The organism is Arthrobacter sp. MPF02 (assembly GCF_046605375.1).
In the GTDB taxonomy this organism is placed as follows: domain Bacteria; phylum Actinomycetota; class Actinomycetes; order Actinomycetales; family Micrococcaceae; genus Arthrobacter.
Genome location: NZ_CP176772.1, coordinates 2,426,418 through 2,442,952 on the forward strand (window position 1 = coordinate 2,426,418; position 16,535 = coordinate 2,442,952).

Here is a 16,535-nt window from a genome sequence, read left to right on the forward strand (position 1 = left end):
CACCCTATTCAATTTGAAAGCAATCACTACGAAGCACGCAGAAGAGCAACAGCGGAATTGATATCTCCGTCAAAGACAATTTTTCCGTGCCTTAAAACGACGCCGCGCTGGCAAATGCGCGATACCAGATCAAGGTCATGGCTTACCACCACAAGCGTCTTGCCGTCCCGGGCGAGGTCCTCGATTTTGCTAATGCACTTTCGCTGGAACGGCTCGTCACCAACGGCCAGAATTTCATCGATGAGGAACACCTCAGGATCTGTGTGCACGGCCACTGAAAAGGCAAGGCGCAGATACATCCCCGAAGAATAGAACTTGACCTCGGTATCAATGAACTGCCCGATTTCCGAGAACTCCACGATGTCATCAAAACGCTCCCGGATCTGCTTCTCGGTCATGCCCAGAATAGCGCCGTTGAGGTAGACATTATCGCGGCCGGAGAGGTCAGGATGGAAGCCAGCCCCAACTTCGATCAGCCCTGCCACCCGGCCCCGTGTTCGCACGGATCCCGAATCCGGCAGCATCACACCGGATATGTGCTTGAGCAACGTGGACTTGCCAGACCCGTTGAGTCCCAGCAAGGCAACGGTCTCGCCCGTCTTGATATCCAGCGTCACGTCTTTCAAGGCATGGAACTTCTCGGAAAGATCCCCTTTGCGGCCTTTGATTAGCCACACAACCGCCTCTTTGATGGACCGGGTGTGCCTGAGGACGAACTGCTTGCTGACAGCAGATACTTCAATTGCATTTACCACTCAAAGCTCCTGGGCAAAGCGGCCCTCAAGCCGCCGGAAAGTCATTTGGCCCAACACCAGGATCAGTAGCGCTATCCCAAGCCCAACAGGTGTCCAGAGTACGAACAGGTCAGGCGGCATCGGCGCGGAACCATCTGTTGTCGAAAACCAGAACGCGTAGTGGAAAAGTTCCACTCCAATCGTCACTGGGTTTGCCTGATACACAGCAAACCACGCACTTCCAAGTTTCTCCTGGACCATGTTCCACGCGTACATGACCGGGGATGCCCACGTTGCAATCATCAACAACATGTCTACAAGATTCTCTGAATCGCGGAAGTATACATTCGCTGCGCCGAATAACAGTCCGAGCCCGGTGGCCAGCATCCCCACGATGGCAAAACCGGCGATAGCCGCCAGAATTTGGGCGAAGTCCGGGCGCCAGCCGGCAAAGATACATCCAACCAACAACACAACCATCTGTGGGAAGAAGTGGACAGCCGAAACCCAGACGGAAGCCACAGGAAACAATTCCCTGGGAAGGTAGATCTTCTTGATCAGGTTTCCGTTATTGACGATGGACCTGGCGGCATTTCCCAATGCTTCGGAAAAGAAGTTGATTAGGACAATGCCAGAGAAGAGGTACACGGCGTAATTGGCCAAGCCTTCCGGATTCCTCGGGCTGCGCTCGAGTCCAAGGAACACTCCCAACGCAACGTAGAAAACAATGAACTGCACTCCCGGTTTCACGTAGGACCAGAGCAGTCCGAGAACCGAGCCACGGTAACGTACCTTGAGTTCCTTGCGGACCAGGAGCTTGAGCAGGAAACCCGACTGCCGGATATCACGGAGCCCCCCGCCCAAGCCAGGAGTAGTTAGCTCTCCCTGAGCAACTGCGCTCATCGAACCTCGTTCTGGGTGTGCTGCTCGAACGTCCTCCTCCAGGACTCCATGGACGTCAGCTCGGAGACAGCGGCCTTGTATTTCTTGCTGAGGACGGGCCATTCCTTCAGGAGGGCTGAGTGCAGCCGGGCGCTTTCCGCGAGCATTTTACGAAGCCGTTTCGGATCCCGCCGATACCAGGAGGCTCCCGTTCCTTCTGCATTCGAAACAACTGCGCTGTCATACTGGGCCATACGCCACCAGCGGTTGTCCTGATGTGCAACGGTGGTTTGTGGGCGCTCGGCACTTGTGCCCTTGACCGGACTGGCGAGCTGCCTGACGACAGTTTTTGCTGCCCACGGGAGAAGCGTGATTTTTGATGGCTTCGACGGACCGTGGCCACGCCGCGGCGGCTTATCCATCTTCGGCGCGGGGAAATCCTCGGGGTCCGGCCGGAACACAGAATCCGAGTAGTCCGCCATCATCTGACGGATCTGCGGCAGCTTCTTGTCGAGCAGATCGGGCAAAGCATGGGGTCCGTTAAGCACGTCCTCCAGCGCCCACTGGCGTCCATGGGCAGTCGCGTACTGCATGGACACAAGGTGTTTCACATCCGCGTACTGGGACTCCTTGATGACGCGTCCGCCGAACTCATAGGGACTGTGGAGAAGTGCCGCCACTACCCGGTTGCGGGCATGGAAGTAGGCCTGCCAGCCAACCAGGTCGTCCTTATCAATCCACGAAACGTGCCAAACAGCGGAACCGGGAAGGGAGACGGTGGGATAGCCGGCAGCCTTTGCACGCAGCCCATACTCGGAGTCGTCCCACTTGATGAACAGCGGAAGCGAGAGCCCGATTTCGCGGATCACCTTGGTCGGGATCAGGCACATCCACCAGCCGTTGTAATCGACGTCACACCGGCGGTGCAGCCATGAGGTCTGGCGCAGGTTGGAGGTCAGGAAGTCGTGCCCCAGGTACATGTCCTCGCTCGGCAGCGTGGGCTGGAACCGGTAAGGGTTAACAACCTCCCCAAAAGTATGGAGGACGGTCCTGTTGTAAAGGTCAAACATGTGTCCGCCCACCAGCGTGGGCGTCTTGCACCTGTCCGCAAAAGTCAGCAATCGAATGATGCTTTCAGGCTCTACCACTACGTCATCGTCCATCAGGAGGACGTAGTCGCTGCCATTTTCGACTGCTTCGAACATGCCTCGGGCAAACCCGCCGGATCCGCCGAGGTTCGCCTGGTTGATAATCCGGAGCTTGCCCCCCAACGACTTCTTGACGTCTTCGAAGCCTTCGGCGTCCGTGAGCTTCTGCGTTCCCTGGTCGACGATCAGTACTTCCTTGACGTACGCCAGTGCCTCGTCGGTCTGCGCAAGCAGCCGCAGGTTATTGAGGCAGAACTCCGTCTTGTTCAATGTGGTGATCTGAAGCGTGACGGAGCCAGGAGTTGTGGCAACGGCAGGCCCCTGCCATTCCGCATCCAGCATGACCAGCGGCTCGGATCCTGCGACAAGGTCGAACCAGTACCACCCGCCGTCGCCGAAGGGCGCAAGGGTGAGCTCAAAATGGTTCTCCGCGATGCCCTCAACCCGGCGTGTGTCCACCCGCTGCAGAGAACCCCGCGCATTGGACTTGTACACGATGACGGAGCCGGCGCCCTGGGTACGGACCTGCAGGCGGACTTTATCGACCGTGGTCCAGCGCCTCCAGTAGCTTGCAGGGAACGCATTGAAATAGCTGCCGAAGGAAACCCTCTCCCCCGACCTGACCGACGTCGAAAAGCGTGAGAGAAAATCCTCTACGTGTGCTTCCTTGCTGGGACTGCTGATGGTCCGGGCCTTCGTGGGCTTGCCGTCCCGGTCCCCCACAGTCGGAAGCTGAATGCCGGTTGCAGTACCCATGTCCATGTACAGGGGCACCGTGTCCATCTGGCTGGCGCTGGGCAGAATCACCCGCTGCAGGGTTTGCCAGCCGCTGTGGCTGTCCGCTGCATCGGCCTTTACGGCGTTCTGCTTCTTGGTGTCCGTGGTTACGCTCATGCGTCCACGCCTCCACTTTCCAGCTTGACGCCGCTTTCGAAGTGCGGCCGGATCTTGTTGTCGAACATGCTCAGCGCCGAACCGATGGCCATGTGCATGTCCAGGTACTTGTATGTTCCCAGGCGTCCGCCAAACAGGACGTCCTTTTCTGCCGCGGCCAGGTCGCGGTACTTGAGCAGGCGCTCACGGTCCGCGGCGGTGTTGACCGGGTAGTACGGCTCGTCGCCCTTTTCAGCGAAGCGGGAAAACTCCCGCATGATGACTGTCTTCTCGGTCTGGTAGTCCCGCTCGGGGTGGAAGTGGCGGGGTTCGATGACACGGGTGTAGGGAACGTCGTCGTCGTTGTAGTTCACAACTGACGTGCCCTGGAAGTCCTCCATGTCGAGGACTTCTTCCTCGAAGTCGATGGTGCGCCAGGAGAGGTCGCCTTCGGCGTAGTCGAAGTAGCGGTCGACAGGCCCCGTGTAGACCACAGGGATCTTTCCGACCACCTTGTTCTTGCTGTACTCGTGCGACTCGTCAAAGAAGTCGGTGTTCAGGCGCACCTCGATGTTCGGGTGCTCGGCCATCTTCTCGATCCAGGCCGTGTACCCGTTGGTGGGCAGACCCTCGTACTTGTCGTTGAAGTACCGGTTGTCGTAGTTGTAGCGCACGGGGAGCCGCGAGATGATGCCGGCGGGCAGATCCTTCGGATCCGTCTGCCACTGCTTTCCGGTGTAGTGCTTGATGAACGCCTCGTAGAGGGGGCGGCCGATCAGCTGGATACCCTTGTCGTTCAGGTTCTGAGGATCCGTACCTGCCAGCTCGCCGGCCTGTTCCTGAATCAGCTCCCGGGCCTGGCCCGGGGTCATGTTAGCCCGGAAAAACTGGTTGATGGTCGCGAGGTTGATGGGGAGGGAGTAGACCTCACCCTTGTGCACTCCGTAGACCTTGTGAACGTAATTAGTGAATGTGGTGAAACGGTTGACGTACTCCCACACGCGCTCGTTGGAGGTGTGGAACAGGTGGGCACCGTAGCGGTGCACCTCGATACCTGTCTGTTCTTCCTTTTCGCTGTAGGCATTACCGCCAATGTGGTGGCGTCGGTCGATGACAACGACCTTCAGCCCGAGCTCCGAAGCGGCCTGTTCTGCGATTGTCAGGCCGAAAAAGCCAGACCCTACGATGACAAGGTCAGCGGTCACAAAATCTCCTGGTTTGATTGCGGGCAGCGCAATGATGCGCATTGTCTGCTGCTCTAGCCTACCCGAGGGACTGCGCCGCGGGTCGAATCAGGCACCGGTCGCGTGCGTCAGGGGACATTTCCCACATGGGCCGGGCAAGCCGCCTCGTTTTTCATGAACATTGTCCACATAGGGCAAATCCCCAAGGCTGGTGGCAGGTTCTGAAAGCTAACTTGGATGCACAGGCAAGAAGGATCGTATCCATGACACTGCATTGCACACTGGTTCGCGGCCCTGGGTCGCATCTGCCGGCCGGACCGCTCGAACTAACCATCGACGCTCCGGAAGGTGCTTCGGGAGCCGATGTCTGTAAGCACCTCGAGGATAAGTTCGGCACAGGCTCAATCACCGTTGATGGTGAGGACCTGCGGTCCCTGCGCCTCGGGACGGCACCGTTCATGAACGGCGCAGTATTGCTCGACGGCGGTGCCGCACCTTTGCGCCCGAAGCAACGGAACCGGCGCCCCGAGAGCATTTCGGCCGCCCCGCTTGCGCTGGCTGTCCACACGGGCGCGGGCGCCGGCATCGTCATGCCTTTGCGGCGCGGCACCTATACGCTCGGCCGGAGTGGCGCGGCCATCGTTATTGCTGACGCGGAACTGTCCCGGCACCATGTCCGTCTTATAGTGACGGACACAGACATCTTCATCGAAGACCTGGACAGCGCGAACGGCACATATGTTAACGGCGAACAAGTCCGGAACGCTGCTGTAACCACGGGTTCATCGATCCGGTGCGGAAACACAAGCATGTCCATCGTGTTCACCGATGTTCCAGACCTAGCTCTCATGAGGGCGGGAGCGCCGGTGAAAGAACCCATCGCCATACCGGGCCGGAACACGCCGAGCGGCAAAGGAACTCTTCTCGTCACCGCGGCCTTGCCCCTGGCCATTGGGGTCGGCCTCGCTGTATTCACCGGTATGTGGATGTTCCTCGCATTCGCTGCAACTTCCGCCTTCGCCCTCCTGATCCCCCTCGTCGCCGGCAGGCGCCAGCAGCGGGAGTTCGCTGCAGCGGTGAAGGATGCCGTATGTCAGGACCGGGAACGGCGCATGGCAGCCGGTCCTTCTCTTGCCACCCTCGTACTCGCCTTGGGACAAGCCAAGCGTCCACCACCGCAGCTGCCGGAAGAGGGCGGCGTATGCCTGCGGCTCGGACAGGCAAAGCAATCGGCCAACATCACTATCAACGGCGGGACCATGCCCGCGGATCTGCCGAGCGCCGGAGAGGTCCCTGTTCTCTTTAACCTGTCGGCTTCCCGGACCGTGTTCCAAGGAACCCCGCCTCTACTCGACGGGATGACCCGGTCGCTTCTGATGCAAGTGTCCGGCTACCCGCGTTGCCGCCATATGCGGGTTGTTATTCACGGGCAGCCCGGAAACCTCCCCATGGCCGCACGCTATCTCCCGCAGGTGACGCTCACAGCAACGGCGGATGCTTGCCGACAGGCGCTGACACAGGCAGTGAGCAAGCACAGCCGAGGTGTTTTCATCCTTGCTCAAGCCCGTGCCGATGAGGCCACAACGGCCGCACTGGTCAAGCTTGCAGTCCAGAACCAGTGGCACGTGCTCGAATTTCAGGCAACCGGACCGGAAGCGCAGCCCGCGGATGTCATCCTTGCAGAAAGCCGCTCAACCCTTCGACGGCGGGAGGGAAACGTGGTCTTCGTTCCTGACCTCACACCCGTAGGCGTTTTCGACGCTTTTTGCCGCCGATCGGCTGCTGTCCCGGATCCGGCGGGCAGCGCTGAGCCGATTGTCCCTACCGCCTGTGGCTTGGAAGAGCTGCTGGATGTCTCTGCAGTGCAAACTGCTGCCGCCTGGGACGCGAGCGCGGTCAACGACGGACTTGCCGTGCCGCTGGGCCGCTCGGCCGTCGGCACCACAATGCTGGACCTGCACGCCGAGGGACCGCACCTGCTGGTGGCCGGAACTACCGGGTCCGGCAAGTCCGAGCTGCTCCGCACCCTTACCCTGGGTCTTGCCCTCAGTTATCCCCCGGACCGGATCAACTTCCTTTTTGTCGACTTCAAGGGCGGCTCGGGGCTCGGTCCCTTGACAGGGTTGGTCCACTGCGTGGGACTGCTGACAGACCTGAAAAGCGGGGAGCTCGAACGGACACTCATCTCCCTGCGAGCCGAAATCAATCTCCGGGAGGAAACCCTCGCTGCTGCGCGGGTCCCGGACCTGGCCACTTACCGTTCCACAGGGGCTGCGAAAGCTTTGTCGCTCCCCCACCTGGTAATCATCATCGATGAGTTTCGAATGCTCGTAGATCATGCGCCTGAAGTACTCCGCGAGCTGTTGCGGATTGCCTCCATTGGCCGGTCCCTCGGTATTCACTTGGTGATGGCAACCCAAAGGCCGCAGGGTGCCCTGACGGCGGACATCCGCGCCAACGTCACCACCAGCATCGCCCTGCGGGTCCAGTCCGAGATGGAGTCGGTCGATATCATCGGCACCAAGGCAGCATCAGCCATCAGCATCGAAAAGCCGGGGCGCGCCTTCCTTGCCCGGGGCACGGAACCGGCCCAGGAATTCCAGACAGCAACAACAGGGCGGCTCCAAGCTACGGCAGATGCCGGCGATATCTCAGTGCAACTGGCCACTGATTACCTTCGTTTCGGCCCGCCCCGTGGGGAGAGGGAAGGACTACCAACACCAGCGAACGCTGCGGCTCCCCTGGTCACCCTGATCCGTGACGCCTGGGCAGCCAGGCAGGGAGATCCACCACGCGCTCCCGTTGCCCCACCCCTGCCACAGGATATCGGGGAGCCTCTGACGGATCTTGAGACCCGCAGCGTGTTTCACCCTCGAGAGCGGGAGTGGACGCTACAGCTGGGCCTGATGGACTTGCCCGATGCACAACGCGTGGAGCCACTGGCCTGGGGGCCCGTGAAAGACGGCCACCTCGCACTGATAGGTGCGCCCGGCTCCGGCACCGGCGACGCGATGCAACTTGCCGTGCGGCGCCTGCTGACCCAGCCATGTATGGTTCACTGCTACTTCCTGGACAGCACCGGAACCTTTCGGTCCGCGGCCGGACATGCACGGGTCGGTGCAGTCACCGGCCTGCACGAACTTCGACGCGGGGTCCGGGTCCTGGAACGGTTGGCGGAGGAGCTTGCACAGCGGCTCAGCCGCCCCGAAAATGACGCCGTACCGCTTGTCCTCGTGGTCTCCGGATGGGGTTCCTGGATGTCTGCCTTCAGGGCGGGGCCGCTGGCGCGCGCGGAGGACCTCGTACACGACCTCATCCGGGACGGGGCGCGGGCCGGGATTACTGTAATAATCAGCGGAGACCGGGAGCTGGTGCACGCGCGATTCAGTGGAGCCCTTCCCAACCGGCTCTACTTCCCCGCAGGCTCAAACGATGACAGCAGGCTGGCGTGGCCCCGCATGCCCTCCACTGCAGCCGTAAGAGGCAGGGCGGTGGCTTTTGGGCCGGTTTCAGGTGGGGGTCCAGCCGTTTGCCAGCTTTACCGCCCTGCCGCGGGCCACGACCAGGAGAATACCCTGGCGGCCGCAAGCGCAGGGCACCGGGACGAAAAGCCCCCCTTCCGGGTGGAACCGTTGCCGGAACGAATCACCACGGCTGAGATCAACGGCCTGGCGGGCGGCCCCAGCGGCGCCGCTGCATCAGTTACGGCAGAGCACAGGCAAGCCCAGCCCGACTTGCTCATCGGAGTGGGCGGTGACGAACCGGCGCCCATTTCCTGCCGGTTGCAGGCAGGAGCCGTACTGGCAGTCCTCGGCAGCCCGGGCAGCGGCAGAACCAATTTTCTCAGGACGCTGCAGGCCCTGCATCCCGGGCGGCGCTGGCTCTCCCCCGACGCCAGAGACACCGTCTACGGCAGAGCCGGACTGTGGGCTGAGACCCTGGCATCAGCGCGGGCAGGCCTGGTGGCCAAAGATACCGTGCTCCTCGCCGATGATGCAGACCTGATGACGCCCGCAACCCTGCGCGACTTGGGCGAACTGCAGGAGCTGGGCCTGGCGGTGATCCTGACAGCGGCCTTCAGTCCCCTGCTCTTGCAGCGCGTGCCGCTGATGATGAGCGCCCGCGCGAGCGGCACCGGAATCTTGCTGTGCCCTCGCACTGTTTCCGATGGGGACGTCTTTGGGGTGCGGTTCGAAGTGGAGCCGTCGCCGCCACCGGGCCGTGCAGTCTTAATCACCGGCGGCCGTGCCACTGCCATCCAAACTCCCTGGTGCGGCAGCAAAGAGTCCATCAGAGTACGAAGATCACGGGTCCAGGCATCCAGCTAAAGAGTGGGCGGCGCACTTCCCGTGCGTGACGCGAAACTGATCACCTTGCTGTGGAACAGGAGAATGATCGCGGCGACTGCCGGCACCAGCATGGCCAGGCCGGCCACAACAAGTCCCCCGGTCAGCGTCGGAAATCCGATCGTCAACACGAACAGCTGGGCCACAAGGGCTGCTGCCCGGGTCCAGCGGTAGCCGCGGTTAAGAAACACCGCGACGGAGTAGAGCCAGGCCGCGAATGCAAGCAGCAGCACCAGAGTGAAGACAGCGCCCCAAAAGGACAGGACCGGACTTCCCGTCAACAGCTGGTAGCCGTACCAGCCGGCAGCAACAAGCAGTGCCGTGGCTTCCACAGCGACAACGAGTGCCACGACCAACACGGGTGCGGGCGCTCCAGTCGTTGCTCCGGCGTGGTTAAGGGGCCCTGGCCGCGGTTCGTCTGCAGGCGATGGAGATTGGGCAGGGTTCTCCGGGGGTCTTGACACACTCGCACCATACCGGACATAGTCGGAGATTGGTGGGCCAGTGCGGCCAGTGTGATGTATCGCTCAGCGTTCCGGGGATATCAGGCGTTATTACCCCTTGTTTACACAGCGTTAACATGACAGGCTTGATTCAGATGACCAAGGGGGCCCTGCCGGGCCCTTTTCCTTTGTAGCTACTAGTGAATTATTTCACAAGAAGCACTTCCCAGAAATGGAGCAACTGATCAGCATGGATTGGCGTAACCGCGCAGCGTGCCTGGACAAGGACCCGGAACTTTTCTTTCCCGTCGGTAACACCGGGCCTGCCCTCCTGCAGATCGAGGAAGCCAAAAGCGTCTGCCGCCGGTGCCCGGTAGTGGACACCTGCCTGCAGTGGGCACTCGAGTCCGGCCAGGACGCCGGCGTATGGGGTGGCATGAGCGAAGACGAGCGCCGCGCCTTGAAGCGCCGGGCAGCCCGGGCACGCCGCGCTTCCTGATCGCGCGAAAACAAAACAGACAGCCCCTGCCGCAACCTCGTAGTTGCAGCAGGGGCTGTCATCTTTAAGCAGTTATTTCCCCGCCAGGCTCAGCCGGATGCGGACGGCAGTACCGCCGCCCTCGCGCGGCTGCCACTGAATCGTCCCGCCCAGTTCGCTGGTCACCAAGGTCCGCACGATCTGCAGGCCAAGCCCCTCAACGTGTGGTGTCTCGGGTAGGCCAACGCCGTCGTCGGCAATGGTCACGGTGAGTTCTTCGCCGTCTTCCCCTTCGGAGCGGTCGGCGACCAGCCACACCGTGCCCGCGCGGCCCTCGAGGCCATGTTCGACGGCGTTGGTCACCAGCTCGTTGATGACCAGTGCAAGCGGCGTGGCCAGGTCGCTGGGCAGCTCACCAAATGTTCCGGAGCGCTCCGTCCTGACCTGTTGCGAGGGCGACGCCACCTCCGCGGACAGCCTGAACTGGCGTCCAATGAGCTCGTCGAAGTCAACACTCTGCGTCAGCCCCTGGGATAGGGTTTCATGCACCAGCGCGATGGTGGCCACCCGCCGCATTGCCTGCTCCAGGCCCTGTTTGGCCTCCTCGCTGACCATGCGGCGGGACTGCATCCGCAGGAGCGCTGCAACGGTCTGGAGGTTGTTCTTCACCCGGTGGTGAATCTCCCGGATAGTGGCGTCCTTGGTTACCAGCTCCATCTCACGGCGGCGCAGCTCGGAAACATCCCGGCAGAGGACCAGGGCGCCAAAACGCTGCTGTTCGTCGCGGAGCGGAATGGCCCGCAAGGACAGGCTGACGCCGCGGGACTCGATTTCACTGCGCCACGGCATCCTGCCTGTGACCACCAGGGGCAGCGTCTCGTCCACCATGCGCCGGTCCTTCAGCAGGCTGGCGGTGACTTCAGCGAGGGATCGGCCCTCCAGCGATTCCCCGTCGCCAAGACGGCGGAACGCAGAGACACCGTTGGGGCTCGCGTACTGCACGACGCCCTCGGCGTCAAGCCTGATCAGCCCGTCCCCCACGCGTGGCGCACCCCGGCGTGATCCGGTGGGTGAGGCGAAATCAGGCCACAACCCGAGCGTCCCCATGCGGAGGAGGTCGTAGGCGCACTGGCGGTAGGTCAGCTCCAGGCGCGATGGCATCCGGGAGCTGGACAGGTCCATATGGGTGGTGACCACGGCAAGCGTCCGGCCGTTGCGGACCATGGGCACGGCCTCAACGCGGAGTGCCATGTCGCTGCTCCAGTTGGTCTCGCTGGATCGCTCGATGGCGCGGCTGTTCCACGCCTTGTCCACGAGCGGGCGCAGGTCAGCCCGGATCCCCTCGCCCACAAAGTCCCCGTGGAACACCGTGTGCGTGGTGGAGGGCCGGACGTGCGCCAGTGCGACGTACCCATAATCCGGGTGGGGGAACCAGAGTGCCAGGTCGGCGAACGCCAGGTCCGCGACCATCTGCCAGTCCCCCACCAGGAGGTGCAGCCACTCGGCATCGCCCGGCCCGAAATCAGCATGCTCCCTGATGGGGTCCGTAAAGATTGCCACTGCACCTCCATTTGCGACGCCGGTTTGCTAGCGTCGGACGATTGACCTCAAGAGCCTCAATGCTACCGACAGTGAGGCCATGTCGTCCGACTCGAGTGCATTGACCTCATCGAACATGCTCTTGGCCCGCCCCAGCTGCTCGGCGTTCATGGCTTCCCACTCCTTGAGCCGGGCCTCCGGTGAGCCGGCAGCGGATGTCGCGTCCAGCACCGCCGTCGTCATATCCGAAACCGTGGAATACAGGTCGTCCCGGAGCGCGGCCCTGGCCAGCGCCTGCCACCTGTCCTGCCGCGGCAGGGAGCTGATCCTTTCAAGCAGAGAATCCGCATGGAAGCGGTTGAATACCGTGTAGTACACGGCCGCAATCTCTTCCACGGGGTCCTTGCGGGACCGGGCGATTTTGGCGATGTCCAGCAGCACGAAGCTCTCGAAGAGCTCCGCCCACCGCACGGCAAGCCCTTCGGGGAGCTCCCATTCGCGGCCCTTCTCAAGCCAGCCTGCCACCCGTTCTCGGTCGTCGCCGCGCAGGTAGTCCAGCAGGCGCGCGCGCATGGGATCAATCAGGGGTTTGAACTCGGACACCACGTCGGCGATCGGCCGGGACACCGTTCCCTGGGTCAGGAGCCACCGGACAGCGCGGTCCAGCAGCCGCCGGATGTCCAGGTGCACCGTGCTCCAGTGCTCGGTCGGGAAGGAGGCCGGCAGGCTGTTCAGCTCGGCAACCATGGCGTCAAGCTCGTAAATCTCCCGGAGGGCGACAAAGGCCTTGGCAACGGCAACCTCGCTGGCGGAGGTTTCCTCCATGACCCGGAACGCAAAAGTGATCCCGCCCAGGTTGATCATGTCATTGGCCACCACGGTGGCGATAATCTCGCGGCGCAGCGGATGGCTGTCCAGCTCGGCGTCGAAGCGCTCCCGCAGCTGCTGCGGGAAGTAGGCGCGGAGGGTCCGCCGGAACCACGGATCGTCGGCAAGGTCGCTGTCGCGGAGCGCGGAGGTCAGCTCGATCTTGGCATAGGCGGCCAGCACCGAGAGTTCCGGCGAGGTCAGGCCCTGGCCCTGCTGGAGCCTCTCGCGCAGGGACTCCGTGGTGGGCAGCGCCTCGAGGTCCCGATTCAGGTCCGCCGACTTTTCAAGCCAGTCCATCAACCGCTCGTAGCTGGGGCTCCATTCAGCCACCCTGGTCCGGTCATTGAGCAGCAGAATGTTCTGGTCAATGTTGTCTTCCAGCACCAGGCGGGCAACTTCATCCGCCATCGACGCCAGGAAACCGGGGCGTTCCTCCACGGACAGCTTTCCGGCGGCAACCATCCGGTCTACGAAGATCTTGATGTTGACCTCGTGGTCGGAGCAGTCAACCCCGGCCGAGTTATCGATGGCGTCCGTGTTGAGGATGACTCCCTGCAGGGCAGCTTCAATGCGGCCGCGCTGGGTCATGCCGAGGTTGCCGCCTTCGCCCACCACCTTGACGCGCAGGTCCCGGCCGTCCACGCGGATGGCGTCGTTCGCCTTGTCCCCCACCGAGGCGTTAGTCTCGGTGCTGGCCTTGACATACGTGCCGATGCCGCCGTTGTAGAGCAGGTCGGCGGGTGCCAGCAGGATGGCGCGCAGGAGTTCGGGCGGACTCAGTTCCGTTGTTTCCGGTGGAAGCCCCAAAGCCGCGCGGACCTGGGCGGACACCGGAATGGACTTGGCCTGCCGCGGAAAGACCCCGCCACCCTCGCTGATAAGCGACTTATTGTAGTCATCCCACGAAGACCTTGGCAGTTCGAACAGCCGTTGCCGCTCGGCAAAAGACACCGCCTCGTCCGGGTTGGGGTCGAGGAAAATGTGGCGGTGGTCGAACGCAGCGATGAGGCGGATGTGCTTCGAGAGCAGCATTCCGTTGCCGAAGACGTCGCCGGACATGTCCCCGACGCCCACCACCGTAAACGGCTGGGTCTGGGTGTCCAGGTCCAGTTCGCTGAAGTGCCGCTTCACGGATTCCCACGCCCCCCGGGCGGTAATCCCCATGGCCTTGTGGTCATAGCCGACCGACCCGCCGGACGCGAAGGCGTCACCAAGCCAGAACCCGTACTCGGCGGCCAGGCCGTTGGCGATATCCGAGAACGTGGCCGTGCCCTTGTCAGCCGCGACCACAAGGTAGGAATCGTCGTCGTCGTGCCTAACTACGTTCGACGGCGGCACGACCCTTTCGCTATCGCCTTCAGTGACGAGGTTGTCGGTCAGGTCGAGCAGGCCGCTGATGAAGGTCTTGTAGCTCTCGACTCCCTCAGCCATCCATGCGGCGCGGTCCACGGAAGGATCCGGCAACTGCTTGGCAAAGAACCCGCCCTTGGCCCCGGTGGGTACGATGACAGCGTTCTTCACGGTTTGTGCCTTCACAAGGCCCAGCACCTCCGTACGGAAATCCTCGCGCCGGTCGGACCAGCGCAGCCCGCCGCGGGCCACCTTGCCGAAACGGAGGTGAACGCCCTCAACGCGGGGCGCGTAAACCCAGATCTCAAACATGGGCCGCGGGAAGGGCAGTCCGTCGATGCGGGAAGGATCAAGTTTGAAGCTCAGGTGCCGCTTGTTCTGGTAGTAGTTGGTCCGAAGCGTAGCCTCGATCAGGTTGGCGAAGGTGCGAAGGACCCGGTCGGCGTCGAGCGTTGCCACCTTCTCGATGGAGGCGGCCAGTTCCCGGCGCACCGTCTCCTGCGCGTCCAGCCGTTCCTCCTTCGTCAGTGCAGGATCGAAACGGGCTGTGAAAAGACCGATGAGGTTCCGCGTGACATCGGGGTTGGCCAGCAGGGTGTCGGCCATGAAGCCGAAGGAATTGCTGTTGCCCATCTGCCGCATGTAGCGGGCATACGCCCGGAGTACCGTGATCTGGCGCCAGTGCAGGCGTTCCCGCAGGACCAGCCGGTCGAAGGCATCCGATTCCGCGGCGGCGGTGACGGCAGCGCCGAAGGAATCGGCGAGCAGCTCGCCGGTGGAGACCGGGTCCACTCCGGCCGGGTACTTCAAGCCGAGGTCGTACAGGAAGAAGTCGCGGCGGTCAGCCGTTTCAATCTCGAAGGGCCGCTCGTCCAGAACCTCCAGTCCCAGGTTGTGGAAAAAGGGCAGGATCTGGCTGAGGCTCTTGGGCTCAAGCATGTACAACTTGACCCGGGCATCCTCTTCCAGCGTCGCCCCTGCACCCTCCGGAAGGTAGACGTGCACGCCGGGCCGATCCTGCGGTGCACCTACGGCCCGTTCCGCTGCCGCGCCGTACTTCTCGAAGCGGGCGATGTCCTCAAGGGCATCCTCCACCTCGTAGTCCACCCGATAGCTCGCCGGAAAGGCTTCAGCCCAGATGGCCGCCAGCTCTTTTGCTTCCTCGGCGTTGCGGCCCTCACGCAGGACCTCGGCGATTCCCTCACTCCAGGAGCGGGCGGCCCGGACCAGCCGCTTCTCCAGTTCCGCCGTGTTGACGTTGCTGACGTCGGCATTCTTCGGCAGGCGGATGCGGAAGAACAACCGGGCGAGAGCTGATTCCGTCATGCGCGCCTCGTAATCGATGGACACTGCCTGGAACGTCTCCCGGAGCTCCTGCTCAATTCGCAGGCGGACGTTGGTGGTGTACCGGTCGCGGGGAAGGTACACCACGGCGGACATGAACCGGCCATAAATGTCAGGCCGCAGGAACAGCCGGGTCCGCCGGCGCTCCTGCAGCTTCTGGATTCCCATGGCAGTAGCGGCCAGGTCAGGGACTTCGATCTGGAACAGCTCGTCGCGGGGGTAGGTTTCGAGGATGCCCAGGAGGTCCTTGCCCGAGTGGGAATCCGGCGGGAAGCCGGCACTGCGCAGGACGGCATCCACTTTCTCCCGGACGATCGGGATGTTGCGGACCGATCCGGTGTAGGCGCTGGTGGCGAAGAGTCCGATGAAACGGCGCTCGCCGTTGACGTTGCCGGCGGCATCGAAGCTTTTGACCCCGATGTAGTCCAGGTAAGCGGAACGGTGGACGGTGGAACGGGAATTTGCCTTGGTGATGACCAGCGCCCGCTTCTCACGGGCCTTTTTCCGCCCGGTGTCCGTCAGGTGCTGGATGTGCGGCGAGTCAGCTGCAGCGCGCAAAAGCCCCAGCCCACTGTCCTCGCGGAGTTCAAGGACGTCTTCGCCGTCGACAGTAACGAGGTCGTACTCCCGGTAGCCAAGGAACGTGAAATTGCCGTCGTCGAGCCAGCGCAGGAGATCCTTCGCCTGCCGCAGTTCGGCGATCTGCGCCGGGTTGGCCACCTGGTCAAGGCTTTCGGAAATCTGGCGGGCCTTCTGGCGCATCTTGGGCCAGTCCTCCACCGCGGCCCGCACGTCATTCAGCACCCGGTTCAGACCTTCGAGAAGGGAGCTCTTCGCATCGTCCGAAATGCGGTTGATTTCAACAGCGATCCAGGACTCCATGTGCGAGGCGTCCTCACCCTGGGCGATCAGGTGTGACACGCTGGGCATTGCAGCCGTATCACCGCTGGAGATACCAATGTGGGCAGGAACCCTGTTGACCCTGACGAGGTTCCCGGTCTCCTTATTGCGCGTGGCGACAATGAGCGGGTGGACCACGAGCTTGATGGCGGCATGCTGGCGGACCAGTTCCGCGTTAACCGAGTCGACCAGGAAAGGCATGTCATCAGTGACAACGTAGACGACGCTGCTGTCCTCCTCGTCCACAATGGCGGTCTTTGCCTGCCCGGGGCGGCGTACCGAGGCGACCTCGCGATGGTTGTCAGCCCGCGCCACGAGCACCTCGCGGGGGTAGCTCCGCGCGTCCTCCTCGGCCAGATGCTGGTAGTAGTCCCCAAAGAAGCCTTCCAGGCCTTCCGTGGAAAGGGGCTGATCCTCCACGCTGGATCCAGACGACATCGACAC

The 16,535-nt window shown here is 62.5% G+C and carries 9 protein-coding genes; 2 read left to right on the plus strand and 7 right to left on the minus strand.

The genetic code is table 11. From position 1 onward, the window contains the following. Nucleotides 1–26 precede the first annotated feature (26 nt). The 4 genes from ACLH0K_RS11430 to glf are packed head-to-tail and all read right to left on the minus strand — an operon-like array spanning nt 27 to nt 4,842. Nucleotides 27–755 (minus strand): ABC transporter ATP-binding protein, encoded by a 729-nt coding sequence (locus ACLH0K_RS11430; protein WP_411373719.1) that lies wholly within the window; start codon nt 753–755, stop codon nt 27–29. Continuing rightward, the gene (locus ACLH0K_RS11435; RefSeq protein WP_411373720.1) at nt 756–1,637 is read right to left on the minus strand and encodes an ABC transporter permease; all 882 of its coding nucleotides are present in this window, start codon (nt 1,635–1,637) and stop codon (nt 756–758) included. Beyond that, nucleotides 1,634–3,658, minus strand: a complete 2,025-nt coding sequence (locus tag ACLH0K_RS11440) for a glycosyltransferase (RefSeq protein WP_411373721.1) — start codon at nt 3,656–3,658, stop codon at nt 1,634–1,636. The genes ACLH0K_RS11435 and ACLH0K_RS11440 overlap by 4 nt, the downstream gene beginning before the upstream one ends. Further along, a complete protein-coding gene (gene glf / locus ACLH0K_RS11445; RefSeq protein ID WP_411373722.1) occupies nt 3,655–4,842 on the minus strand; it encodes a UDP-galactopyranose mutase in 1,188 nt (395 codons plus the stop codon). The genes ACLH0K_RS11440 and glf overlap by 4 nt, the downstream gene beginning before the upstream one ends. Before the next feature lie 242 nt (nt 4,843–5,084). Between glf and ACLH0K_RS11450 the strand changes: the two genes are divergently transcribed. Beyond that, nucleotides 5,085–9,149 (plus strand): FtsK/SpoIIIE domain-containing protein, encoded by a 4,065-nt coding sequence (locus ACLH0K_RS11450; protein ID WP_411373723.1) that lies wholly within the window; start codon nt 5,085–5,087, stop codon nt 9,147–9,149. On the opposite strand, the gene ACLH0K_RS11455 is transcribed toward ACLH0K_RS11450, so the two are convergent. After that, on the minus strand, nt 9,146–9,517 hold the full coding sequence (locus tag ACLH0K_RS11455) for a hypothetical protein (RefSeq protein ID WP_411373724.1): 372 nt from the start codon (nt 9,515–9,517) through the stop codon (nt 9,146–9,148). The two genes, ACLH0K_RS11450 and ACLH0K_RS11455, sit on opposite strands and share 4 nt — an antisense overlap. Before the next feature lie 343 nt (nt 9,518–9,860). Between ACLH0K_RS11455 and ACLH0K_RS11460 the strand changes: the two genes are divergently transcribed. After that, nucleotides 9,861–10,109 carry a WhiB family transcriptional regulator gene (locus ACLH0K_RS11460; RefSeq protein ID WP_003804966.1) on the plus strand — a complete coding sequence of 83 codons (249 nt, stop codon included), beginning with the start codon at nt 9,861–9,863 and terminating at the stop codon, nt 10,107–10,109. 72 nt (nt 10,110–10,181) lie between these two features. Here the strand turns inward: ACLH0K_RS11460 and ACLH0K_RS11465 are convergent, their stop codons facing one another. Beyond that, entirely contained in the window at nt 10,182–11,648 is a 1,467-nt protein-coding gene (locus ACLH0K_RS11465) for a sensor histidine kinase (protein WP_411373725.1), read from the minus strand. 27 nt (nt 11,649–11,675) lie between these two features. Beyond that, on the minus strand, nt 11,676–16,529 hold the full coding sequence (locus tag ACLH0K_RS11470) for an NAD-glutamate dehydrogenase (protein ID WP_411373726.1): 4,854 nt from the start codon (nt 16,527–16,529) through the stop codon (nt 11,676–11,678). Between the last annotated feature and the right edge of the window lie 6 nt (nt 16,530–16,535).